The 24,499-nt window shown below is 63.1% G+C and carries 24 protein-coding genes; 17 read left to right on the forward strand and 7 right to left on the reverse strand.

All coding sequences use genetic code 11. The features are described 5' to 3' along the window. Positions 1-339: 339 nt before the first annotated feature. Positions 340-1,116 (reverse strand): enoyl-CoA hydratase, encoded by a 777-nt coding sequence (locus AWB76_RS34670; RefSeq protein ID WP_061164614.1) that lies wholly within the window; start codon positions 1,114-1,116, stop codon positions 340-342. A 139-nt stretch (positions 1,117-1,255) separates the two neighbouring features. Between AWB76_RS34670 and paaN the strand changes: the two genes are divergently transcribed. From paaN to paaK, 4 genes are all read left to right on the forward strand, one after another. Continuing rightward, positions 1,256-2,965, forward strand: coding sequence for a phenylacetic acid degradation protein PaaN (gene paaN / locus AWB76_RS34675; protein WP_061164615.1), 1,710 nt, complete (start codon positions 1,256-1,258; stop codon positions 2,963-2,965). Between the two features lie 158 nt (positions 2,966-3,123). Continuing rightward, on the forward strand, positions 3,124-3,915 hold the full coding sequence (paaG, locus tag AWB76_RS34680; protein ID WP_061164616.1) for a 2-(1,2-epoxy-1,2-dihydrophenyl)acetyl-CoA isomerase PaaG: 792 nt from the start codon (positions 3,124-3,126) through the stop codon (positions 3,913-3,915). 64 nt (positions 3,916-3,979) lie between these two features. Beyond that, complete coding sequence (paaI, locus tag AWB76_RS34685; RefSeq protein ID WP_244173594.1) at positions 3,980-4,366, forward strand: hydroxyphenylacetyl-CoA thioesterase PaaI; 387 nt, start codon at positions 3,980-3,982, stop codon at positions 4,364-4,366. A 70-nt stretch (positions 4,367-4,436) separates the two neighbouring features. Beyond that, positions 4,437-5,741, forward strand: a complete 1,305-nt coding sequence (gene paaK / locus AWB76_RS34690; RefSeq protein ID WP_061164618.1) for a phenylacetate--CoA ligase PaaK — start codon at positions 4,437-4,439, stop codon at positions 5,739-5,741. Between the two features lie 66 nt (positions 5,742-5,807). On the opposite strand, the gene mltA is transcribed toward paaK, so the two are convergent. Next, positions 5,808-6,971, reverse strand: a complete 1,164-nt coding sequence (mltA, locus tag AWB76_RS34695; RefSeq protein WP_061164619.1) for an MltA domain-containing protein — start codon at positions 6,969-6,971, stop codon at positions 5,808-5,810. Here mltA and AWB76_RS43320 point away from each other — a divergent pair. Next, a complete protein-coding gene (locus AWB76_RS43320; protein ID WP_167357801.1) occupies positions 6,970-7,119 on the forward strand; it encodes a hypothetical protein in 150 nt (49 codons plus the stop codon). The genes mltA and AWB76_RS43320 overlap by 2 nt on opposite strands. A 25-nt stretch (positions 7,120-7,144) precedes the next feature. Here the strand turns inward: AWB76_RS43320 and apaG are convergent, their stop codons facing one another. After that, the gene (gene apaG, locus AWB76_RS34700) at positions 7,145-7,519 is read right to left on the reverse strand and encodes a Co2+/Mg2+ efflux facilitator ApaG/CorD (RefSeq protein WP_035510926.1); all 375 of its coding nucleotides are present in this window, start codon (positions 7,517-7,519) and stop codon (positions 7,145-7,147) included. A 231-nt stretch (positions 7,520-7,750) separates the two neighbouring features. Here apaG and rpe point away from each other — a divergent pair, with 231 nt between their 5' ends. From rpe to AWB76_RS34740, 8 genes are all read left to right on the forward strand, one after another. After that, complete coding sequence (gene rpe / locus AWB76_RS34705) at positions 7,751-8,446, forward strand: ribulose-phosphate 3-epimerase (protein ID WP_061164620.1); 696 nt, start codon at positions 7,751-7,753, stop codon at positions 8,444-8,446. Next, on the forward strand, positions 8,443-9,183 hold the full coding sequence (locus tag AWB76_RS34710) for a phosphoglycolate phosphatase (RefSeq protein ID WP_061164621.1): 741 nt from the start codon (positions 8,443-8,445) through the stop codon (positions 9,181-9,183). Before rpe ends, AWB76_RS34710 begins: the two co-directional genes overlap by 4 nt. Before the next feature lie 365 nt (positions 9,184-9,548). Next, the gene (trpE, locus tag AWB76_RS34715) at positions 9,549-11,045 is read left to right on the forward strand and encodes an anthranilate synthase component I (protein ID WP_061164622.1); all 1,497 of its coding nucleotides are present in this window, start codon (positions 9,549-9,551) and stop codon (positions 11,043-11,045) included. Between the two features lie 12 nt (positions 11,046-11,057). Continuing rightward, positions 11,058-11,642: an aminodeoxychorismate/anthranilate synthase component II gene (locus AWB76_RS34720; protein WP_061164623.1), complete on the forward strand. Its 585-nt coding sequence runs from the start codon at positions 11,058-11,060 to the stop codon at positions 11,640-11,642. Between the two features lie 4 nt (positions 11,643-11,646). Continuing rightward, the gene (trpD, locus tag AWB76_RS34725; RefSeq protein WP_061164624.1) at positions 11,647-12,681 is read left to right on the forward strand and encodes an anthranilate phosphoribosyltransferase; all 1,035 of its coding nucleotides are present in this window, start codon (positions 11,647-11,649) and stop codon (positions 12,679-12,681) included. A gap of 22 nt (positions 12,682-12,703) precedes the next feature. Beyond that, a complete protein-coding gene (gene trpC / locus AWB76_RS34730; protein ID WP_061164625.1) occupies positions 12,704-13,489 on the forward strand; it encodes an indole-3-glycerol phosphate synthase TrpC in 786 nt (261 codons plus the stop codon). 19 nt (positions 13,490-13,508) lie between these two features. Further along, on the forward strand, positions 13,509-14,153 hold the full coding sequence (locus tag AWB76_RS34735) for a CYTH domain-containing protein (protein WP_061164626.1): 645 nt from the start codon (positions 13,509-13,511) through the stop codon (positions 14,151-14,153). Between the two features lie 23 nt (positions 14,154-14,176). Beyond that, positions 14,177-14,959: a uracil-DNA glycosylase gene (locus tag AWB76_RS34740; RefSeq protein WP_061164627.1), complete on the forward strand. Its 783-nt coding sequence runs from the start codon at positions 14,177-14,179 to the stop codon at positions 14,957-14,959. Between the two features lie 55 nt (positions 14,960-15,014). Here the strand turns inward: AWB76_RS34740 and AWB76_RS34745 are convergent, their stop codons facing one another. From AWB76_RS34745 to AWB76_RS34760, 4 genes are all read right to left on the reverse strand, one after another. Continuing rightward, entirely contained in the window at positions 15,015-15,611 is a 597-nt protein-coding gene (locus AWB76_RS34745) for an FMN-dependent NADH-azoreductase (RefSeq protein ID WP_061164628.1), read from the reverse strand. Positions 15,612-15,755: 144 nt separating this feature from the next. Further along, positions 15,756-17,555, reverse strand: coding sequence for a M61 family metallopeptidase (locus tag AWB76_RS34750; protein ID WP_061164656.1), 1,800 nt, complete (start codon positions 17,553-17,555; stop codon positions 15,756-15,758). 158 nt (positions 17,556-17,713) lie between these two features. Beyond that, positions 17,714-18,445: a DsbC family protein gene (locus AWB76_RS34755; protein ID WP_061164629.1), complete on the reverse strand. Its 732-nt coding sequence runs from the start codon at positions 18,443-18,445 to the stop codon at positions 17,714-17,716. A 48-nt stretch (positions 18,446-18,493) separates the two neighbouring features. Further along, complete coding sequence (locus tag AWB76_RS34760) at positions 18,494-19,666, reverse strand: UbiH/UbiF family hydroxylase (RefSeq protein WP_061164630.1); 1,173 nt, start codon at positions 19,664-19,666, stop codon at positions 18,494-18,496. Positions 19,667-19,869: 203 nt separating this feature from the next. On the opposite strand from AWB76_RS34760, the gene ychF reads away from it, so the two are divergent. The 4 genes from ychF (at position 19,870) to AWB76_RS34780 (ending at position 24,489) form a co-directional block, all read left to right on the forward strand. After that, entirely contained in the window at positions 19,870-20,964 is a 1,095-nt protein-coding gene (gene ychF / locus AWB76_RS34765; protein WP_061164631.1) for a redox-regulated ATPase YchF, read from the forward strand. Positions 20,965-21,100: 136 nt separating this feature from the next. After that, positions 21,101-21,409, forward strand: a complete 309-nt coding sequence (locus AWB76_RS34770; protein ID WP_061164632.1) for a DUF3761 domain-containing protein — start codon at positions 21,101-21,103, stop codon at positions 21,407-21,409. A 153-nt stretch (positions 21,410-21,562) separates the two neighbouring features. Next, entirely contained in the window at positions 21,563-23,230 is a 1,668-nt protein-coding gene (ettA, locus tag AWB76_RS34775) for an energy-dependent translational throttle protein EttA (RefSeq protein WP_061164633.1), read from the forward strand. Positions 23,231-23,361: 131 nt separating this feature from the next. Further along, the gene (locus tag AWB76_RS34780; protein WP_061164634.1) at positions 23,362-24,489 is read left to right on the forward strand and encodes a DUF748 domain-containing protein; all 1,128 of its coding nucleotides are present in this window, start codon (positions 23,362-23,364) and stop codon (positions 24,487-24,489) included. The last annotated feature ends 10 nt before the right edge of the window (positions 24,490-24,499 follow it).

Consider the following 24,499-nt stretch of genomic DNA (forward strand, 5'->3'; position numbering starts at 1 on the left):
GCTTTACCGGCTCCGAAGAACCGGTCGCACTCGCTATCAAGCGCCCACACTTATCGGCTGTTAGTTTTTAAAGAGCACATCGCAAGACTGCCTAACCTCACCACCGTCTTGCGTCGCTGCATCAGCAGCAGAGAAACGAGATTATGAAGAACGCTTCGGTTCGTGTCAACAAGAATTCGAAACTTTCTTTTCTTGCCGACCGCGCTCAGAGCTTATTCCAACCCACTCCGAACACCCGCCGATACCGCCCACTCCCGCTTCCTTCGCGTTCATCGAAGCGCGAAGGAACGGAATTCTAGTGAGTGGCATCAGGAAGCGCAAGGGCTTTCTAGAATAAGTTCACCGATGCTTGAAAACCGGCTTACGCTTCTCGACGAACGCCGCCATACCCTCCTTCTGATCTTCCGTGGCGAAGAGCGAATGGAACAGACGCCTTTCGAAATGCACGCCCTCAGCGAGCGTCGTCTCGTAAGCGCGGTTGACTGCTTCCTTGGCCATCATCACAGCGGGCAACGAAAAGCCAGCGATGATCGTTGCGGCTTCAACTGCTTCATCCACGAGGCGATCCGCCCCGACCACACGCGACACCAATCCCGCACGCTCGGCCTCGGCCGCGTCCATCATGCGCGCGGTCAGGCAGAGGTCCATCGCCTTGGCTTTCGAAACGGCGCGTGGCAAACGCTGCGTGCCGCCGGCGCCCGGAATCACGCCAAGCTTGATTTCGGGCTGACCGAACTTAGCCGTGTCGGCGGCAATAACGATGTCGCACATCATCGCGAGCTCGCAGCCTCCGCCAAGCGCGAAACCCGCGACTGCGCCGATGATCGGCTTGCGAATCGTGCGAATCGTTTCCCAGTTCCGGGTGATGTAGTCGCCCTTGTACACATCCATATAGGAATAGCTGGCCATCATGCCGATGTCCGCGCCGGCCGCGAATGCCTTCTCGCTGCCGGTCAGCACGATCGCGCCGATGTCATCATCCGCGTCGAACGCCTTGAGCGCCGCGCCCAGTTCGTCCATCAGCGCGTCGTTGAGCGCGTTCAGCGCCTTCGGACGATTCAGCGTAATCAGTCCGACCCGACCACGCGTTTCGACCAGCAGATTCTCGTAAGCCATTCGCTCCTCCTTGCGATCTTCAGGTAAGCCCTAATGAAAAGTCGTTCGTCACAGCATCTCGATAATGCTACCATCACCAACCAACCGGTCGGTTAATTATTAGACCTGGCACCTTTCCTCGTTCTCTCTTCTCGCGACCATGACACATCCGCTATTCACGAAGCACGAAGCGACGCTCGATAAAGCACTCGCAGCCATCGAAACGCGCGGCTACTGGAGCCCGTTCGCCGAAATGCCGAGCCCCAAAGTGTACGGGGAAACGGCCAGCGCCGATGGCGAGGCTGCGTTCAAAGCCCACTTCGGCAAGACCTTCGAACTCGATCAGCCGTCGACGGGCGAAACCGTCGGCGCGGAGCGTTCGCCGTTCGGCGTGGCGCTCGACATTCGCTACCCCAAGTCCGATCCCGACGCGCTGATCCAGGCCGCCGCCAAAGCGCAACCGGCCTGGCGCGCCGCTGGCCCGCAGGCCTGGGTCGGCGTGAGCCTCGAAATTCTGTCGCGTCTGAATCGCGCCAGTTTCGAGATCGGCTACAGCGTGATGCACACGACCGGCCAAGCCTTCATGATGGCGTTCCAGGCCGGCGGTCCGCACGCACAAGACCGTGCGCTCGAAGCCGTCGTCTATGCGTGGGACCAACTGCACCGCATTCCCGCCGAAGCCCACTGGGAAAAGCCGCAAGGCAAAAATCCGCCGCTCGCGATGCAGAAGCGCTTTTCCATCGTCCCGCGTGGCACGGGCCTCGTGCTCGGCTGCTGCACGTTCCCGACGTGGAACGGCTATCCCGGCATGTTCGCCGATCTCGCGACCGGCAATACCGTCATCGTCAAACCGCACCCCGGCGCGATCCTGCCGCTCGCGATCACCGTGCGCATCGCCCGTGAGGTGCTTCGTGAAGCGGGCTTCGATCCCAACATCGTCACCCTGCTCGCCACCGAGCCCAACGACGGCGCATTGGTTCAGGAACTGGCCGTGCGCCCCGAGATCAAGCTGATCGACTTCACCGGCAGCACGCAAAACGGCACCTGGCTGGAGCGCAACGCCCATCAGGCACAGGTTTACACGGAAAAGGCGGGCGTGAATCAGATCGTCATCGATTCCGTGGACGACATTAAGGGCGCCGCTCGAAACATCGCCTTTTCGCTCGCTCTCTATTCCGGTCAAATGTGCACCGCGCCGCAAAACATCTACGTGCCGCGCGACGGCATCCGCGCCGCCGAAGGCCAGTTGAGCTTCGACGACGTCGCCAAAGCGCTCGCGAGCGCCGTCGAAAAGCTGGCGTCGGACCCGGCCCGCGCCGTCGAACTCACGGGCGCGATCCAGAACGACGGCGTCGTGCAACGCATCGCCGAAGCGCGCAAGCTCGGCAACGTGCTGCTCGACAGTCAATCGCTCGTACATCCGGCGTTTCCCGATGCGCGTGTTCACACGCCGCTCATGCTCAAGCTCGACGCGCGCACCGACGAAACCAAATTCACCAAGGAATGGTTCGGCCCGGTTTCGTTCGTCGTCGCGACCGACTCGACCGCGCAATCGCTCGCGCTCGCCGGCTCGATCGCGCGCACGCACGGCGCGCTGTCGTTCTCGGTCTACAGCACCGACGACAAGGTGATCGAAGCCGCTCACGAAGCGGCGATTGAAGGCGGCGTCGCGCTTTCGATCAACCTCACGGGCGGCGTGTTCGTCAATCAGACCGCGGCTTTCTCGGACTTTCACGGCACAGGCGCCAACCCGGCTGCCAATGCCGCGCTTTCGGACGCTGCTTTCGTCGCGAACCGCTTCCGCGTGGTTCAGAGCCGGGTCCATGTTGCACCGAAGGCGGCGCCGGCGGAAGCTGGCCAAACGGCATAAGCCGATCGACATAAAAAGCTCGAAGGCCGGATCGCTGTGCAGACGGCCTATGCCATCCGGCCTAATGGCAAGCTCGCGGTCGGGCGGCTAGTATCGGCATGTAAGCGAAGCCGGAACACAGTCGCCGCCGCAGCCGCATTCGTCGAGAGAGGAATCTGATGACAGAGAAGTCCGTGTTGTTTCACGTCGACGCCGAGACGCGCGTCGCCACGTTGACGCTGAATCGCCCCGACAAGCTGAACAGCTTCACGCGCGAAATGCATCGCGAGTTGAATCAGGCGCTCACTGAAATCGAGGCGGGCAATGCCCGCGCGCTCGTCATTACCGGTGCGGGCCGAGGTTTTTGCGCGGGGCAAGACCTCGCGGATCTCGATTTCACGCCAGGTTCGATGTCGGATCTCGGCGATCTCATCGACGCGTACTTCAATCCTCTGGTACGCCGGCTCCAAGCCATGCCGATGCCGGTCATCGCCGCAGTGAACGGCACGGCCGCGGGCGCCGGCGCGAATCTCGCGATGGCGTGCGACCTCGTCGTCGCGGCGCGCTCGGCCAGCTTCATTCAGGCATTCGTGAAGATCGGCCTCGTGCCCGATTCCGGCGGAACATGGCTCTTGCCCCGCCGAGTCGGTGAAGCGCGCGCGCTCGGTCTCGCGCTGACCGGCGACAAGCTCAGCGCCGAAAAGGCGGAGGCGTGGGGCATCGTGTGGCGTGTGGTCGATGACGCCGAGTTGCAGCAGGCAGCCGCGCAACTGGCCGCTCAACTCGCGCAGCAGCCGGCGCGCGCGGTCGTCGCGATCAAGCAAGCGATTCGGGCGAGCGCAAACAAGACGTTCGACCAGCAACTCGATCTGGAACGCGATCTTCAGCGCGAACTGGGAGCGTCGCACGACTACATCGAAGGTGTCGCCGCGTTCAAGGAAAAGCGCGCGCCGCGTTTCGAAGGCCTGTAAGAACCGAACCAATCTGGAGAAGTCTGTGACGCCACAACAACTCGCGGAAGCCACGGCAAAAGCCATGTACGAAGCCGACGCCTGCACGCGCGGGCTCGGCATCGAGTTGATCGAAGTTCGGCCGGGCTATGCGCGTCTGCAGATGAACGTGCGCCCCGATTTTCTCAACGGCCATGAGATTTGCCACGGTGGACTCATGTTCACGCTGGCTGACTCCGCATTCGCGTTCGCCTGCAATTCGTACAACATCAGCACTGTCGCGGCGGGTTGCTCGATCGAGTTCTTGCGCCCCGTGCAGGGCGGCGATCGCCTGACTGCCGAGGCGATCGAGCAGACATTGAGCGGCCGCACGGGCATCTACGATATCCGCGTGACGAATCGCGCAGGCGAACCGGTCGCGATGTTCCGCGGCAAGTCGGCTCAAATCAAGGGCACCGTGATTCCCGCGTAAAGGCACTCGTATACATAACGGACTCGGCATCAAAAAGCCGCGCCGCATCGTCAGCATCAAGGAGACAGCAATGACCACATCGCTGCCGCTCGATCCGATCGAGAAGGCTAGCCGCGACGAACTCGCGGCACTGCAACTCGAGCGCCTCAAATGGTCGCTCAAACATGCCTATGAGAACTCGCCGGTTTATCGGCGTAAGTTCGACGAGGCCGGTGTTCATCCGGATGAAGTCACGTCGCTCTCGGATCTCGCGCGTTTCCCGTTCACGACCAAGAAGGATCTGCGCGACAACTATCCCTTCGGCATGTTCGCCGTGCCTCAGGAACGCATCTCGCGCATTCACGCGTCATCGGGCACGACGGGCAAGCCGACCGTCGTCGGCTATACCACGCAGGATCTGGATAACTGGGCGAATCTCGTCGCGCGATCGATTCGAGCAGCCGGCGCGCGGCGCGGCGACAAAGTTCACGTGAGCTACGGCTACGGGCTTTTCACCGGCGGTCTCGGCGCGCACTACGGCGCCGAGCGCGCGGGACTCACAGTCATTCCCTTCGGCGGCGGCCAGACCGAAAAGCAGGTGCAACTGATTCAGGACTTTCGGCCGGACATCATCATGGTCACGCCGAGCTACATGCTGTCGATTGCCGATGAACTCGAGCGCCAGGGCATCGATCCGGCGAGTTGCTCGCTGCGCATCGGCATTTTTGGCGCGGAGCCGTGGACGAACGACATGCGGCGCGCAATCGAAACGCGCATGGGCATCGATGCCGTCGACATTTACGGGCTTTCGGAAGTGATGGGACCGGGCGTCGCTTCGGAATGCGCCGAAACCAAGGACGGCCCGACGATCTGGGAGGACCACTTCTATCCCGAGATCATCGATCCGGAAACCGGCGAAGTGTTGCCCGACGGCGAATTCGGCGAGCTCGTATTCACCTCGCTGACAAAAGAAGCGCTGCCGATCATCCGCTATCGCACGCGCGATCTGACACGTCTTCTGCCCGGCACGGCCCGCACGATGCGCCGCATGGAGAAGATCACCGGCCGCTCCGACGACATGATGATCGTGCGCGGCGTGAACGTCTTCCCGACGCAGATCGAAGAGTTGCTGCTCAAGCGCCCCGTGCTCGCGCCGCACTATCAGATCGTGCTCACGAAGGAAGGTCCGCTCGATGTTCTCACGCTGAACGTCGAACCTTGCCCGGAATCCGCGCCGGATGCTGCCGCGCTCGAAAGCGCAAAGTCCGCGCTCGCCTATGACATCAAGGCGCTGATCGGCGTGAGCGCCGTGGTGAACGTGCTCGCGGTGAACGGCATCGAACGTTCGGTCGGCAAGGCGCGGCGCGTGATCGATCGGCGCAACCTGACGTCATGAAGCAAAAAAGCTCGCGGACCATAATGGCCGCGAGCTTTTTCAAAGCTGCCGGAAGAACCGGCGAAATCAGGAGTTCGGCAGCAACAGCCACATCCTGCCGCCCTGCTTCATGCGCCCGGCGAGATCGCCGGCATCGTCGCCGAGTCCCCAGAAGTAGTCCGCGCGCACGCCGCCCTTGATCGCCGAGCCCGTATCTTGCGCGAACACGAGCCGATTCATCGGCTGATTGCTGAGCGGACGCGTCGTCTGCAGAAACACGGGCGTGCCGAGCGGAATGGCCGAAGGATCGACCGCGATCGACCGTTCGGGCGTCAACGGCACGCCGAGTGCGCCGACGGGTCCGTCGCCCAGGCTGGCCGATATCGTTTCGTTCGCGGGCATCTCGCGGAAGAAGACGAAGCGCGGATTCACGTCGAGCAACGCGTCGACACGCGCCGGATTCGCCTTCGCCCATGCCTTGATGCCTTGCATCGTCGCCTGCGCGGGCGTGAGTTCGCCGCGATCGAGCAATTCCTTGCCGATCGACCGGTACGGCTGGTTGTTCGTACCGCCGAAGCCGACGCGCATCACGCTGCCGTCTTCCATGACGACGCGCCCCGAACCCTGCACTTGCAGGAAGAACGCTTCAATCGGATCGTCGACCCACACGAGTTCGTTGCCGTTCAAGACGCCCGAACGTTCGAGCTGCGCGCGCGCGGGCAGCGCGGAACCGGGCTTGTACCGATACGGCCAGCGATACAGCGCGTACTGATACACCCCGTGACGCGTGCGCGAACCGCGCAGAAGCGGCTCGTAGTAACCGGTCACGAGGCCGTCGAGCGTGCCGTCGGTATTCGCGAGCTGAAACGGGGTGAAATAGGCCTCGAAGAAGCTGCGCGCCGCCGACATGTCGAGGTCGTCGAGCCGCGCCGCCGCCGCGCACGCCTTCTGCCAGTTGGTCTGCCGCGCGAGCCGGCTGCAGTTCTGCCGCAGCGCGGCTGTCGCGCCGATCAGCGAATCGTCCTGCCAGCCTGGCACCTGCTGCCAGCTCACCGCCGTCAGGCGCGACGCGGCGCGCTGTCCGGGGACGATCGGGGTTCCGGTCGCCGTGCCCGCTCCCGGCTTCACGTAATTGCCGCCTCCGCACGAGGCGAGCAGGACAGCGGTTGCAATCGATGCGGCCCAGGCCGCTGCTCGCGCGGCCGGCCGCGCGAAACGCATACAATGCTCGTTCTTGATGGGAACCGCCATGTCAGATCTGTTCGACGAATATCCAATGCTTATTTTTGCGCTCGAGTCGCTCGTGGCGCTCGCCTTGCTGATTTTCATCGTCGTATGGACGGCATCGGGCAAGAAGAAGAACCAGAACCGCTCGAACGGTCCGGCAAAACGGCGCTGATTCGCCGCTTGCCGCTGTTTTTCGCTCAGTGGAGCGTGCGCGGCATATGCAACGCGAATTCCGCTACGGGCGCTTCGAAACGCTCGCCATCTTCCGCCACGCAGAAGTACTCGCCACGCATCGTGCCGACCGGCGTCGCGATCACCGCCCAGCTCGTGTACTCGAACTGCTCGCCCGGCGGCAGAAGCGGTTGATGCCCGACGACGCCGAGCCCCTTCACTTCCTGCACGTGGTCGTTGCTGTCGGTGATGATCCAGTGCCGCGAGATCAACTGCGCCGCGACCTGGCCGGTGTTGCGAATCGTCAGCGTGTAGGCAAATGCGTACTGCCGGCTATCCGGATCGGACTGCTCCGGCAAATACCGCGTCTCTACGGAAACGCTGAATTCGTACTGGCTCATCGTAGTTCCAATTTCAATTCGATCGGCCGCTTCACCGTCATGGACGGGCGCGCGGACGTGCCACTATTGGTCTGGCATTCTGCTTGATGCGCGCGGCGCCCGCAACACGATTGGCGCCACGCTGCCACATCGACGCAGAATCCGCGCGCGAACCGTTGGCCATTCGGACGAAGGACTCCACGGAAAACGCGGGTTAAAATCACGACTTTAGGCCGCTACCCGCACACGTCCATGGCGCAATTCCACATCGCTCCCAGCATCCTGTCCGCCGACTTTTCCCGCCTCGGCGAGGAAGTCCGCAACGTCGTCGCCGCCGGCGCCGACTGGATTCACTTCGACGTCATGGACAACCACTACGTGCCGAATCTGACGATCGGCCCATTGGTCTGCGAGGCCATTCGCCCGCACGTGGACGTGCCCATCGACGTGCATCTGATGGTGCGCCCGGTCGACCGCATCGTGCCCGATTTCGCAAAGGCCGGCGCCAATGTGATCAGTTTTCATCCGGAAGGTTCGGATCATATCGACCGCACGCTGTCGCTGATCCGCGATCACGGCTGCAAGGCGGGCCTCGTGTTCAATCCCGCCACGTCGCTGAATTACCTCGATCACGTGATGGACAAGGTCGATCTCGTGCTGATCATGTCGGTGAATCCGGGCTTCGGCGGGCAGTCGTTCATTCCCGAGGCGCTCAACAAACTGCGTGAGGCGCGCGCGCGCATCAATGCGTATCGCGATCGCACGGGCCGCGAAATCCATCTGGAAGTCGACGGCGGCGTGAAGGTCGACAACATCGCGGAAATCGCGGCGGCCGGCGCGGATTCCTTCGTCGCGGGATCGGCCATTTTCGGCAAGCCCGACTACAAGGCCGTCATCGACGCAATGCGCGCGGAACTGGCGAAAGCCGCATCGGGAGCGAAGGCATGAGTGAGATCGCAGCGGCGCAGCCGCCTTTCGTGAACCGCCCGATCCGCGCGGCCATCATCGACCTCGACGGCACCATGGTCGACACCGCGGACGACTTCGTCGCGGCGCTGAACGCGATGCTCGCGCGCATCGCCATCGAACAGCCGGTCACGCGCGATGAAGTCACGGGCTACGTCGGCAAGGGTTCGGAGAATCTGATTCGCAGCGTGCTCGCGGTGCGGCTGTCGCCGTCGCAGGCGGCCTCGCAGTTCGACGACGCGCTCGCGATCTATCAAAGCGAATACGCGAAGGTCAACGGCAAGCATTCGGCGCTCTTCCCGGAAGTGAAGGAAGGCCTCGAAGCGATGCGCGAAAGCGGTATCGTGCTTGCGTGCGTGACCAACAAGCCGCATCGGTTCGCGGTGGAATTGCTGGCGCACTTCGGCATCGCGGACTTTTTCAAGGTGATTCTCGGCGGCGATTCGCTGCCGGCGAAGAAACCTGATCCGCTGCCGATGCTCACCGCATGTGAACGGCTGGACGTCCTGCCGCGCGAGACCGTGGCGGTCGGCGATTCGGAAAACGACGCGCTCGCGGGCCGCGCAGCGGGCCTCGCGACCTTGACGGTTCCGTATGGTTACAACCATGGGAAGCCTGTACAGTCCGTGAAATCCGATGGTATAGTTTCCTCGCTGCGCACCGCAGCACTGGCGATTGCCGCCACTTTGGCGCCGCCGGATACCACACTGACTGAATAAGTCCATCAATTCATGTTTCTCAACAGAAAACGGAGTCTGAGCAGCATCGACCGGGGAGCCTGGCCCTGGCGTCGCTGGTCGCGCTGACCTCGCCCGAGGTGCGCTGAAGCCATCATGCGTGATCGCGCTTCAGCATCCGTTTTTTGTTTCGCTGCGCTTTCCGCGCCGTTTCCGTTGATTCGTCGTATATCGAGCCTCGCTCAGGCACGCGTCGTGTAGTGCCGTGCGAGCCGCCCTTTCCGCTTCCGGAATTCGAAGCGGCGGGGCCGTCGTATGCGATCATCACGAGATTCGACCGACTGCAGCGCCCCGCACTCCCCGACGCCGCTCCACCCTGAAAGCGTGCGCCGCTCAAGGATCGCAACATGACCGAACTCGAATTCCAATCGCTGGCGAACGAAGGCTACAACCGCATTCCGCTCATCGCCGAAGCCTTAGCCGACCTCGAAACCCCGCTCTCGCTTTATCTCAAGCTCGCGCAGACCGAGCGCAACGGCGCGAACTCCTTCTTGCTGGAGTCCGTCGTGGGCGGCGAGCGTTTCGGGCGCTACTCGTTCATCGGCTTGCCGGCGCGCACGACCGTCAGCGTGCAAAACGGCAAGACCCAAGTCATGACCGACGGCAATGTCGTCGAGACGAACGACGGCGATCCGCTCGCGTTCATCGAGCAATATCAAAAGCGCTTCAAGGTCGCGACGCGGCCCGGCTTGCCGCGTTTTTGCGGCGGTCTCGCGGGCTATTTCGGTTATGACGCGGTGCGTTACATCGAGAAGAAGCTCGCGCACAGCGCGCCGCCCGACGATCTCAATCTTCCCGATATCCAGCTGCTGCTGACCGAAGAAGTCGCGGTCATCGACAACCTCGCGGGCAAGCTCTATCTCATCGTCTACGCCGATCCGACCCGGCCCGAAGCCTACGCAAAAGCGAAGCATCGGCTGCGCGAACTGAAGACGCGTCTGCGCGTGACAGTCCAGCCGCCGGTGACGTCCGCAAGCGTGCGCACCGAAACGTTCCGCGAGTTCAAGAAGGACGACTACCTGAACGCCGTGCGCAAAGCGAAGGAGTACATCGCGGCGGGCGAACTGATGCAGGTGCAGGTCGGGCAGCGGCTCATCAAGCCGTTCCGCGACAACCCGCTTTCGCTGTATCGCGCGCTGCGTTCGCTGAATCCGTCGCCGTACATGTACTACTACAACTTCGGCGGCGAAGTGCACGTGGTCGGCGCATCGCCGGAAATTCTCGTGCGTCAGGAAAAGCGCGCGGAAGATCGCATCGTGACGATCCGTCCGCTCGCCGGCACGCGTCCGCGCGGCAACACGCCCGAGCGCGACGCCGAACTCGCCACCGAACTGCTGAACGATCCGAAGGAAGTCGCCGAGCACGTGATGCTGATCGACCTCGCGCGCAACGATGTGGGCCGCATTGCGCAGACGGGATCGGTCACGGTGACGGACAAGCTCATCATCGAAAAGTATTCGCACGTGCAGCACATCGTGAGTTCGGTCGAAGGCAAGCTCAAGGAAGGCATGAACAATTTCGACGTGCTGCGCGCCACGTTCCCGGCCGGCACGCTCTCCGGCGCGCCGAAGGTTCGCGCGATGGAACTCATCGACGAACTCGAGCCGGTCAAGCGCGGTTTGTACGGCGGCGCTGTCGGTTATCTGTCATTCAGCGGCGAAATGGATCTGGCCATCGCGATCCGCACCGGCCTCATCCACAAAGGCAATCTCTATGTTCAGGCGGCAGCGGGTGTCGTCGCCGATTCGGTGCCCGAATCCGAATGGCAGGAAACGGAGAACAAGGCGCGCGCCGTGCTGCGCGCCGCCGAGCAAGTGCAAGACGGCCTCGACAGCGACTTCTGAGGAGACAAGACCATGCTGCTGATGATCGACAACTACGATTCCTTCACTTACAACCTGGTCCAGTACTTCGGCGAACTCGGCGAGGACGTGCGCACGTATCGCAACGACGAAATCACGCTCGACGAAATCGCGAAGCTCAATCCCGAGCGCATTTGTCTTTCGCCGGGACCGAGCAATCCGCAACACGCGGGCATCACGCTCGACGTGCTGCGCGAGTTCGCAGGCAAGCTGCCGATTCTCGGCGTGTGCCTCGGCCATCAGGCGATCGGCGAGGCCTTTGGCGGACGTGTCGTGCGCGCGCAGACCATCATGCACGGCAAGGTGAGTCAGATCGAAACCGACTGTAAAGGCGTGTTCGCCGATCTGCCTAAACACTTCAACGTGACGCGCTATCACTCGCTGGCAATCGAGCGCGAGTCTTTGCCCGACTGTCTCGAAGTGTCCGCATGGACGCCTGACGGCGAGATCATGGGTGTTCGTCACCGTGAACTGGAAGTGGAAGGTGTGCAGTTCCATCCAGAATCGATTCTGTCCGAGCACGGCCACGCGCTGCTCGAAAACTTCGTGAAAAACTCTTCGACCGGCAAGCGGGCCTGACGACATGACCATCACCGCACAAGAAGCGCTGCAGCGCACGATCGAGCATCGCGAAATTTTCCACGACGAAATGCTGCATCTGATGCGCCAGATCATGCGCGGCGAGATGTCGCCCGTCATGGCCGCAGCGATCATCACCGGCCTGCGCGTGAAGAAGGAAACCATCGGCGAGATTGCCGCCGCCGCGACCGTGATGCGCGAGTTCGCCAATCACGTCGACGTGGCGGACAACTCGAATTTCGTCGATATCGTCGGCACGGGCGGCGACGGCTCGCATACGTTCAACATTTCCACCGCGTCGATGTTCGTCGCCGCGGCCGCCGGCGCGAAGGTCGCGAAGCACGGCAATCGCGGCGTGTCGAGCAAGTCCGGCAGCGCGGACGTGCTCGAAGCGCTCGGCGTGAACATCGATCTGACGCCGGAACAAGTGGCCGCGTCGATTGCCGAAACCGGCATGGGCTTCATGTTCGCGCCGAACCATCATCCGGCGATGAAGAACATCGCGCCCGTGCGACGAGAACTCGGCGTGCGCACCATCTTCAATATTCTCGGGCCGCTCACGAATCCGGCCGGCGCGCCGAACCAGCTTCAGGGCGTGTTCCATGAAGACCTCGTTGGCATTCAGGTGCGCGTGATGCAGCGTCTCGGCGCGAAGCACGTGCTCGTCGTGTACGGCAAGGACGGCATGGACGAAGTGTCGCTCGGCGCCGCGACCAAAGTCGGCGAGCTGAAGAACGGCGAAGTGACCGAGTACGAGATTCATCCGGAAGATTTCGGCCTGCAAATGGTGTCGAATCGTTCGCTGAAAGTGCAGGACGCGCAGGAATCGAAGGCGATGCTGCTCGGCGCGCTGAACAACAAGGCGGGCGTCGCGCGCGAGATCGTCACATTGAACGCCGGGACCGCGCTTTATGCTGCGAATGTCGTCGATTCGATCGAAGCCGGCATGGCCGCCGCGCGCGAAGCGATCGAAAGCGGCACGGCGCGCGAGAAGGTCGAGACGCTCGTGAAGTTCACGCAGCAATTCGCCAGGAAATAACGGAACCCGAACGGAAGCTGATATGAGTGACATTCTGGATCGCATCATCGCGGTCAAGCGCGAGGAAATTCGCGCCGCCGAACAAAGCGCGCCGCTCGAGGAGCTGAAGCTCGAAGCCAGTTCGCGCGATCTGCGCGATTTCGTCGGCGCGTTGCGCGCGAAGCACGCGGCGAATCAGGCGGCCGTCATTGCCGAAGTGAAGAAGGCGAGCCCGTCGAAAGGCGTGCTGCGCGAGAACTTCGTGCCCGCCGACATCGCACGCTCGTACGAGAAAGGCGGCGCCGCGTGTCTTTCCGTGCTGACCGACGTGCAGTTCTTCAAAGGCAGCGTCGCGTATCTGCAGGAAGCGCGCGCCGCGTGCAGCCTGCCGGTGCTGCGCAAGGACTTCATCATCGATCCGTATCAGATCATGGAAGCGCGCGCGATGGGCGCGGACTGCATTCTGCTGATCGCCGCCGCGCTCGAACTCTCGCAGATGCAGGATCTCGAAGCGTACGCGCATTCGCTCGGTCTCGCGGTGCTGGTCGAAGTGCACGACGCCGATGAACTGCGCGACTCGCTCACGCTGAAGACGCCGCTCATCGGCATCAACAATCGCAATCTGCGCACGTTCGAAACGACGATCGACACGACCATCGGCATGCTGGAACAAGTGCCGGATGATCGCATCGTCGTGACGGAATCCGGCATCTTGTCGCGCGTCGATGTCGAGCGGCTGCGCGCGATGCGCGTGCACACGTTCCTCGTCGGCGAAGCGTTCATGCGCGCCGACGATCCGGGCGCGGAACTCGCGCGCATGTTCTTCTGATTTCATCGACAGGGACCGCATGGGCATCGAACGGGAACTCAAGCTCGCGCTCGCGCCGTCGCAACACGACGACGTCGCGCGCTTCTTCGACGAACGCACCGGCGCGGGCAAGCCGATCGAGCTTGCCAACGTCTACTTCGACACGCCGGACTGCGCGCTCGCGAAGGCGAAGTCCGCGCTGCGCCTGCGCCGCACGCCTGAACAATGGCTGCAGACGTTCAAGACGCTCGGCAAATCGGTGGCCGGTCTGAGCAACCGGCACGAGTGGGAATTGCCGGTGAAAGGCGAAGCGCTCGAAATCGATGCGCTGATCGCCGCCTGCGACGACGACGCCGCGCGCGAGGCGTTGCAGCGCGCAGCGTCGAATCTGATCGCGCTCTTCAAGACCGATTTCAGGCGCATCGTGTGGGACATCGAGCGCGAAGGTTCGCAGATCGAAGTGGCGCTCGATAGTGGCGAAATCACGGCGGACGTCGACGGCAAGATGCGTCGCGCGGACATCAGCGAGCTTGAGCTGGAGCTGAAATCCGGCGAGGAAAACGCGCTTTCGATGCTCGCGGCGGAATTGCGCGGCGCGTTTCCCGAAATCGTTCCCGAAGATCAGAGCAAGGCGCAGCGCGGTTATCTGCTGCGCGAGAAATCTGAGATGCCCGAAAAGTCCTAACGCAAAACCCGCAACGCCCGAGCATGAGCCAACAGCCTTCCCTTTTCGCGGATAACGAAACTTCGGGCGCGTCGTCGAATATCACGACGCTCGAAAGCCAGTTCGACGCGCTGCCCGCCGACTGGCGCCGCCATCTGAAGCCATTCATCGACGGCAAGCACTACGCGGCGCTTTGCGCGTTCGTCGATGCCGAGCGCGCCGCCGGCAAGACGGTCTATCCCGCCGATGTTTTCCGTGCGCTGCGTCTGACCCGCCCCGCCGACGTGAAAGTCGTGATCCTCGGGCAAGACCCGTATCACGGCGAGGACAAGGGCGCGCCGCAAGCGCACGGTCTCGCGTTCTCGGTGCCCGCGCCGGTGCGCCCGCCGCCCTCCTTGCGCAACATCTTCAAGGAGATTCACGCGAGTCTAGGTTTTCCCGCGCCCGCGCACGGCTGTCTGGATTCCTGGGCGAAGCAAGGCGTGCTGCTGCTGAACACGTCGCTGACGGTCGAGCGCGATAAAGCCGGGAGCCACGCGAAACGCGGCTGGGAACAATGCACCGACACGCTGATCCACGAAATGGCGCAGCGTCACGACGGCCTCGTGTTCATGCTCTGGGGCGCGCACGCGCAGGCAAAACGCGGCCTGATCGAAGGCACCGGGAAGTCGCATTGCGTGCTGGAGTCGGCGCATCCGTCGCCGTTGTCGGCGTATCGCGGATTCTTCGGCTGCGGGCATTTCGCGCTCGCGAACGAATATCTGACGAAGCACGGCCGCGAGCCGATCGACTGGCGTCTGCCCGCCGAGCCGGAATTGCTCGCCTGAAAAGCAAAACCCCGCTGAGTTCACTCCAGCGGGGTTTTTTTCAGGCCGAAACGGCTTAAACCGCGGCGATCGCCTCACGTGCCGACGCCAATGCTGCGCCAGCCGCTTCCGGACCCATGTTCAGGCCTTCGGCGTAGATGAAGTTCACATCGGTCATGCCGAGGAAGCCGAGGAAGGACTTGAGGTACGGCGTCTGCGAGTCGTGCGGCGTGCCGGCGTACTTGCCGCCGCGCGCCGACACCACGTACACCTTCTTGCCCTTCACGAGACCTTCCGGACCGTTCGCCGTGTACTGGAACGTGATGCCAGCGCGCGCGATCCAGTCGAAATACGCCTTCAGTTGCGACGAAATGCCGAAGTTGTACAGCGGCGCCGCGATCACGACGATATCCGCCGCTTGCAGCTCGGCGATCAGCGCTTCGCTCTTCGCGTTGATCGCGGCCTGTTCCGCGGTGCGTTGATCGGCGGGCGTGAAGAACGCGCCGAGCGTGGCGTCGTCGAGGTGCGGCAGGGCGTCGCCCAGCAGATTGCGCACGACCAGCTTCGCGCCCGGATTGCTTTGTTGCAGTTTCGCGGTCAGTTCGTCGGCGAGCAGCGTCGATTGGGCGCCTTGCGAGCGGGCGGCGGAGTTGATTTGCAGAATCGTCGTCATGATGGCTTCCTGTTTCTATCTGGTTTCGGGCGCGCTCTGCGTCCGGCTTAGGAAGCATTCTTCTCATTTCGACGCTCGGGAAAAAGCCGTCCGGTCGTGACGGATCGTTGCATCCGTAGAACAATCCGCCACGCTTTCCCGGGGTCAGCCTTTCAGCCAGCGCTCGCGCCATTGTTTCGACGGGCCGCGTCCGTCGATGGCCGTCAGCACGTAGCGGGCGACTTCCGGCCCGTCGAGCTTCACTTCGGTGCGGCGCAGCTCGTCGCGGCGGAATGCGTGCACTTCCACCTTCGCGCCCGGCAGATAGCGCGACAGCAGCGCATCGAGATTCGCGCCGGTGACGCGCAGACCGTCGATCGCGACGAGCACGTCGCCCGCCGACAATCCCGCCTTCTGCGCCGCGCTGCCTTCGTGGACGACCGCCAGCGTGCAATCCGCGCCGCCGCGCACGCGCGCGCCGAGCGTCGGCTTGACCGCCGCGCCGTTGCCCGGCAAATCGGGCGCGAGCGCGATGCCGAACGGCTCGAACAGCGCATCGAGCGGCAGGTCGCGCGTGCCGCGCACGCCATCGCGGAAAAGCGAGCGCAGATCCGCGCCGGTCGCTTCGGCGAAAAGCGCCTCGACGTCTTCCTCCGCAATGCCGCGCGCCTTGCCGTTGTAGAACTCGCGGCCGTAACGCTGCCACAGAAGGCGCATCACATCGTCGAGCGATTTGCGATTGGCGGTCTGCGCGCGAATCGACAGATCGAACGCCAGCGCGACGAGCGAACCCTTCTGGTAATAGCTGACGATGGCATTCGGCGCGTTCTCGTCGGCGCGGTAGTACTTCACCCACGCGTCGAACGAACTTTGCGCGACGGATTGCTTGAGCCGTCCCGTGCCGCGCAGCACGCCGCCGATCGTTTTGCCGAGCAGGGTGAAATAGTCGCCCGTCGAAATGAGGCCGCTGCGCACGAGCATCAGGTCGTCGTAGTACGACGTGAAGCCTTCGAAGAGCCACAGCAGCGTCGTGTAATTCTCCTGCGACAGATCGTAGGGCGCGAACGTCGCGGGCTTGATGCGCTTCACGTTCCAAGTATGGAAATACTCGTGGCTGCACAGGCCGAGATACGTCCGGTAGCCTTCCGTCGTTTCCGGCCGGCCCTGCACCGGCAGGTCCGTGCGATTGCAGATCAGCGCCGTCGATGCGCGATGTTCCAGCCCTCCATAGCCATCGCTGACGGCGACCGTCATGAACACGTAGCGATCCATCGGCGCTTTCTTCGTGCGCGGCTCGAACAGCGCGATCTGCGCTTCGCAGACGCGCTTCAGATCGTCGGCGAGGCGGTTCATGTCGAGATTGACGACTCGCCCCGAGATCACGATGTCGTGCTTCACGCCGTGCGCGTTGAAGGTGCCGAGCGCGAACTCGCCGAGCGTGACGGGATGATCGACGAGCTCGTCGTAATTCGCCGCTTCATAGGCGCCGAAGCCATAGCGCTTCGTGCCGCGCGCTTCGGCGAGCGCCGTCGCGACACGCCAGTTGCGATACGCGCCGCCCTGCGGCGGTTCGATATCGACGATGCAAGGCGCGCCCGACTGCCCTTCCACCGCGAGAAATGTGCTCGTGCCGTTGAAGAAGCCGACGGTGTCGTCCAGATGCGCGGCGCGCACCGACATGTCCCACGCGTAGATCTCGTAGCGCAGCGTGATCGGGCCATCGGCCGGCGCGGCCTGCCACGCGTGCTTGTCGATCTTTTCGATCGCGATCTTCCGTCCCGCCGCGTTGAACGCCTGCAGCGCCACGATGTTGCGCGCGAATTCGCGGATCATGTAGCTGCCCGGAATCCAGACCGGCAGCATGAAGCGCTGGCCGGCGGGATCGGGCTCGGCGACGGTCAGCGTCACTTCGAAGAGATGCGCGGCGGGATTTTTCGGAACGATGCGGTAACGGACGGGCTGCACCGTTTGCATGAGCGTAGTCATCTCGATGTCCTTGTTCTTGTTCTGGGCGACTTATCGCGCCCGGGGCCTGGCTTCTTTACGCTGCGCTTTCGCAAAAGCAAGGCCGTAAAAACGCAGGAGGCGCATGACGCGCCTCCCTTTCTCGTTGCGAGCCGCGCTCAGTGCACGGCGGACAGTTCTTTTTCGAGCCGGTCGGCGGGCACGGCGCCTGGCAGACGCCGGCCGTCGGCGAGGAACACGGTCGGCGTGCCGGTGACGTTCATCGTGCGGCCGAGCTTCAGATTCTTGTCGATGGCGGCCGTGTCGCACGATGCCGTCATGGTCGGCGCCTTGCGATCGAGCATCCAGCTTTCCCACGCGTTCGCGCGATCCTGCGAACACCAGATCGACTTCGACTTGGCCGTTGAATCGGGGGAAAGCACCGGATACAGGAAGGTGTAGACCGTCACGTTGTCGATCGATTTCAAGGTCGATTCGAGCTGCTTGCAGTACGGGCAGTTCGGATCGGAGAACACGGCGATCTTGCGGCTGCCGTTGCCCTTCACGACCTTCACCGCGTTCTCGAACGGCAGCTTCGCGAAGTCGATCTTGTTGGTTTCCGAGAGCCGCGCCTCGGTGAGATTCTTGCTGCTGCGCGTATCGACGAGATCGCCGATCAGCACGTAATTGCCGCTCGCGTCGCTATAGACGATCTGCGAGCCGAGATTCACTTCGTAGAGACCGGGAATCGGCGTCTTCTCGATGCTCTTGATGGTGGCGTCGCCCATGCGCGATTCGAGCGTCGACTTGATTTTGTCGGTGGTCTGGTCGGCCTGCGCCGAGCAGCCGACGCCGAACGTGACGGCAAGTGCCGCGGCCGTCGCGAGGGCAAATCGAAAGGTGGTTTTCATGCGGTTTCCTGTGAGTCGCGCGGCATCGTCCGCGAAAGAGTGTTTGATTCAGCCGAGCGCCGCCGACACCAGCCAGCGCTTGATGAGCGGCTGCGCGCCGACGAACGCCATGCCGGTATTTCGGACCGCGCGCGCGAGCGTGCCCGGCACGGCGAAGAGCCGCTGCAGGCCATCGGTTGCGAACATCAGCTTCTGGATGTCTTCGCGGCGCGCGCGTTCGTAGCGGCGCAGAAGGAGCGGATCGCCGAGATCGCGGAACGACTCCTTGTTCGCGATGACATCCGCGAGCGCGGCCACGTCGCGCAGGCCGAGGTTCATGCCCTGCCCCGCGAGCGGATGAATCAGATGCGCGGCATCGCCGACGAGCGCGACGCGCGGCGCGATCAGCTTGTCGACGGTCTGCAGCCCGAGCGGAAAACCCTGCGCGGGCGTGACGCAATCGAGCGTGCCGAGCTGATTTTGCGTCGCCTGTTCGACTTGCGCGGCGAGTTGCGCGGGATCGAGCGCGAGGAGTTCGTCGGCGTGTTCGGTGCGCGCGGACCAGACGAGCGACACGTGATCGCCCGGCAGCGGCAGCAGCGCGATGATTTCGGAATCGCGAAACCATTGATACGCGGTTTCGCCGTGCGGCCGCTCGGCCTTGAAATTGGCAACGACGCCCGTCTGCCGATAATCGCGCCGATTCATCTTCGCGCCCATTTGCGCGCGCACCCACGAGTGCGCGCCGTCCGCGCCGACGATCAGATCCGTTTCGAGCATTTCGCCGCTCGCGAGCGCGACGTGCGCGGCATCGGCCTCGACCGTCATGCCCTGCGCGCGCGATTCGAACCACGAAAGGTTTGGCGAGAAGCGCAGCGCGGTATCGAGCGATTGTTCGATCAGCGACGATTCCACGATCCACGCGAGCTGCGGCACCGACGCCTGGAACGCCGAAAAGTGCAGTTCCGCGTGGGCATCGCCGAACACGCGCATGTCGAAGACCGGACCGAGCCGCGAGCGATCGAGCGCCTGCCAGACGCGCAGACGTTCCAGCAGCGCCTGCGAACTCGACGACAGCGCGTAGATGCGCGAATCGAACGCCGCGCCCGGCGGCAGCCCGGCGGCACGCGACGCGACGAGCGCGGTACGCAGCCCGGATTGCGCGAGCGCGAGCGCGGCGGTCTTGCCGACGAGCCCGCCGCCGACGACGACAGCGTGAAATTTCAGTGAATGCGGAGTCATGCGGGCATTATAGCCGTGGGGTTCGAACGGGTTTGCGGGCCGATGGCGGCGTTTCTGCGCGCCGGCGCGGCGGTACAATGGCGGTTTGCCCGGCCGCCGATGCGGCCCTGAGCGCGGCGGGCGGCTCCTGCCCGCTGATTGCGCACCATTTTTGACGAAACCCGCGCGGCGAAGCGCGCCGTCTTACCAGTTCGAAGGATTCCATGAGCCTCCAATGCGGCATCGTCGGCTTGCCCAACGTCGGCAAGTCCACACTTTTCAATGCGTTGACCAAGGCGGGCATTGCCGCCGAGAACTATCCGTTCTGCACGATCGAGCCGAATGTCGGCGTGGTCGAAGTGCCGGACGCGCGCCTGACCGCGCTCGCCGAAATCGTGAAGCCCGAGCGCATTCTGCCGGCGGTCGTCGAGTTCGTCGATATCGCGGGTCTCGTCGCGGGCGCGTCGAAGGGTGAAGGACTCGGCAACCAGTTCCTCGCGAACATCCGCGAAACCGATGCGATCACGCACGTCGTGCGTTGCTTCGAGGACGAGAACGTGATTCACGTCGCGGGCAAGATCGATCCGATCGCGGATATCGAAGTCATCAACACGGAACTCGCGCTCGCTGACCTGGCGACGGTCGAAAAGGCGCAGACGCGCTATTCGAAGGCGGCGAAGTCGGGCAACGACAAGGAAGCGGCGAAGCTCGTCGCCGTGCTGGAAAAAGTGCGCGCGCAGCTCGATCAGGCGAAGCCGGTGCGCGGCCTGTCGCTTTCCGAGGAAGAACTGCTGCTCATCAAGCCGTTCTGCCTGATCACGTCGAAGCCGACGATGTACGTCGCCAACGTGAAGGACGACGGCTTCGAGAAGAACCCGTACCTCGACGCAGTGCGCAAGCACGCGGAAGCGGAGAACGCGCCGGTGGTCGCGGTGTGCGCGGCGATTGAAGCGGAAATCGCCGATCTCGACGATGCCGACAAGCAGGAATTCCTCGCCGATATGGGCATGGAAGAGCCGGGTTTGAACCGCGTGATTCGCGCGGGTTTCAAGCTGCTCGGTTTGCAAACGTACTTCACGGCGGGCGTGAAGGAAGTGCGCGCGTGGACGATTCATATCGGCGATACGGCGCCTCAGGCGGCCGGCGCGATTCACACCGATTTCGAGCGCGGGTTCATTCGCGCGCAGACCATCTCGTTCGATGACTACATCGCTTATAAGGGCGAACAAGGCGCGAAAGAAGCCGGGAAGATGCGGGCCGAAGGGAAGGAATATGTCGTACATGACGGGGATGTCATGAATTTCTTGTTTAACGTCTGACGCACGACATAAGAAACGTCAAAGCTGCTTGCCTCGCGAAGCGGAGTGCCCGATAAAAAGGGCCTCCGCTTTTTTATTGCGGACGAGGCAGCGCGACAACGCGCCATCGATAAAAACATCGAGAGAAAACCACAAGATGCAGAGATACGTGCTACGCGCGATCACGGCTTTCGCCCTGATCGCGGCAAGCTTCGTCTGGACACCCGACGCCTTCGCCTATCGCGGCAACCCATACCAATATCAACCGCAGCCCGACGAATCCGACCTCGACAACCACGGCCACTACGTCAACCACGACGGCAACATCGTCCACTCGCCCGCGCACACGCGCTCGGGCACCGTCCCCACCGGCGCCACCGCCCAGTGCCGCGACGGCTCTTACAGTTTCAGCCAGCATCACAGCGGCACCTGCTCGCGGCACGGCGGCGTCGCGCGCTGGCAGTGACGGACCGCACCGCGAAGTACAATGCCATCTGATCCCGCCCGCGCACGACGCGACCGCGGGAACGCGCGAATCCACGAATCCGCGCCACCGGACACCCTCGCACGCGCCGACTCGGGCGCATCGCGTTCATACCCTCAATCAATCACGGACAACATGGCCCAATACGTCTTCACCATGAACCGCGTCGGCAAGATCGTCCCGCCGAAGCGCCAGATCCTGAAAGACATCTCCCTCTCGTTCTTCCCCGGCGCGAAGATCGGCCTGCTCGGCCTGAACGGATCCGGCAAGTCCACCCTCATCCGCATCATGGCCGGCGTCGACAAGGACATCGAAGGCGAAGCCACGCCGATGCCCAACCTGAACATCGGCTATCTGCCGCAGGAGCCGCAGCTCGATCCGCAGCAGACCGTGCGTCAGGCCGTCGAGGAAGGTCTCGGCGATGTCTTCCAGGCGCAAAAGAAGCTCGACGAAATCTACGCCGCCTACGCCGAACCCGACGCCGATTTCGACGCGCTCGCCGCCGAGCAGGCCAAATACGAGGCCATTCTCTCGACGAGCGACGGCGGCAGCCCCGAGCAGCAGCTCGAAGTCGCCGCCGATGCCCTTCGCCTGCCCGCGTGGGACGCGAAAATCGACAATCTGTCGGGCGGCGAAAAGCGCCGCGTCGCACTGTGCAAGCTGCTGCTGCAAAAGCCCGACATGCTGCTGCTCGACGAACCGACCAACCACCTCGACGCTGAATCCGTCGAATGGCTCGAACAGTTCCTCACGCGCTATCCAGGCACCGTCGTCGCCGTGACGCACGATCGCTACTTCCTCGACAATGCCGCTGAATGGATTCTCGAACTCGACCGCGGCCACGGCATTCCGTGGAAGGGCAACTATTCGAGCTGGCTCGATCAGAAGGAAGACCGCCTGAAGCAGGAAGAAGCGAGCGAATCCGCACGCCAGAAGGCGATCAAGAAGGAACTCGAATGGGTGCGTCAGAACCCGAAAGGCCGTCAGGCGAAATCGAAGGCGCGTATCGCGCGTTTCGAGGAACTCAACAGCCAGGAATACCAGAAGCGCAACGAAACGCAGGAAATCTTCATTCCGGTCGGCGACCGGCTCGGCAATGAAGTCATCGAGTTCAAGAACGTCAGCAAGGCCTATGGCGATCGCCTGCTCATCGACAATCTGAACATGAAGATTCCGGCGGGCGCGATCGTCGGCATCATCGGGCCGAACGGCGCGGGTAAATCCACGTTGTTCCGCATGCTGACCGGAAAGGAACAGCCGGATTCGGGCGAAATCGTCAAAGGACCGACGGTCAAGCTCGCGTACGTCGATCAAAGCCGCGACGCGCTCGGCGCCGACAAATCCGTCTTCGAGGAAATCTCCGGCGGTGCGGATGTGCTGACGGTCGGCAAGTACGAAACGCCGTCGCGCGCGTATATCGGCCGCTTCAACTTCAAGGGCAGCGACCAGCAGAAGCTCGTCGGCAATCTGTCGGGCGGCGAGCGCGGCCGTCTGCATCTGGCGAAGACGCTCATCGCGGGCGGCAACGTCTTGCTGCTCGACGAACCGTCGAACGATCTCGACGTCGAAACGCTGCGCGCGCTCGAAGATGCGCTGCTCGAATTCGCCGGCTCCGTGATGGTGATCTCGCACGATCGCTGGTTCCTCGACCGCATCGCGACGCATATCCTCGCGTTCGAAGGCGATTCGCACGTCGAATTCTTCGACGGCAACTATCAGGAATATGAAGCCGACAAGCGCAAACGTCTCGGCGAGGAAGCCGCGAAGCCGAAGCGTCTGCGCTACAAGCCGATCACGCGCTAACGTCTGAGCAATGGGCCTATGCGGGCGCGCGCACCGACATCAGGCATAAAAGTGGCGACTGTGTACGGCGCAGTCGCCACTTTGTTTTTCGAGCGGCATTTTTAATAAACCGGCACTGGAGACACACGCAGATGGCGGGATCGAGCGCGCGGCGGGGAGCGCTTTGGGCAATCGGGATCGTCGTGGCGCTCGTCGTCCTGGCGGTCGGCGGATGGCTGTTCGTCGTGCATCAGATGAAGGAGCGCATCGTCGAGACGCTCGGCCCGAACGGCTCGGTGGAAGAGATCGACGTCGGCTTCGGTCACGTGACGCTCTCGCGTGTGCGTCTGCGCGGCCCGAAGGACTGGCCGACCAGCGACGCGATGCGCGCCGAGCGCATCGTGCTCGACGTCGACATGCATTCGCTCATTGCCAGGCCGATCCATCTGCGCAGCGTGAGCGTCGACAACTACTATCTGTCGATCGTGCGCTCCGCCGACGGCCGCGTGCGCATTCTGCCCGGCCTCAAGGAAACCGCGCGCGAAGCCGACGCGCAGGCCGACAGCGAGGCGCGTCGGGAACACGCGCAGGAAGAGAAGCTCATCGATCGCGTGTCGTTCGAGCGCGGTTCGATGGAGTTCTTCGACAGTTCCGTGCAGAACCCGCCGTATCGCGTGCTGATCGGCGACGCGCGCGCCACCGTCGATCATCTTCATCTGCCCGCGCTCACCGAGCGCACCGAGCTTTCGATGGCCGGTTCCATCAAAGGTCCGTCGCACACGGGCAATGTCACGTGGGGCGGCTGGATGATCATCGCGAACAAGGATTCGCAGACGCGCGCGACGCTGCGCAACGTCGACGTCGCGACGCTCGATCCGTATCTGCTGAAGAAGGCCGGGGCGAAGGCGGCGGTGACGGGCGGCACGATCGACCTGACCATCGATGCTGCCGTGAAGAACTACCGCATCCACGCGCCGGGCACGTTGACGCTGAATCATCTGCAAATCAGCGATACCGGCAACGCGCTCGACACGTTTCTCTCGATCCCGACGAAAGCCGCGATCGCCGCGCTGAAGGACCGGAAGGACCAGATCAAGCTCGATTTCGTGCTTGACGGCGATCTGCGCGATCCGAAGTTTTCGCTCAGTGAAAGTCTTTCGAAGAAGCTCGCGGCGGGATTCGCGAAGGCGCTCGGCGTGAGCGCGGAAGGCGTCGCGCGCGGCGCGGGCGATACGGTGCGGGGAATCGGCAACGCGCTGAAGAACCTGCTGGGGCAGTAGCACGTTGCCT

The sequence above is a fragment of the Caballeronia temeraria genome, from assembly GCF_001544795.2.
Classification (GTDB): domain Bacteria; phylum Pseudomonadota; class Gammaproteobacteria; order Burkholderiales; family Burkholderiaceae; genus Caballeronia; species Caballeronia temeraria.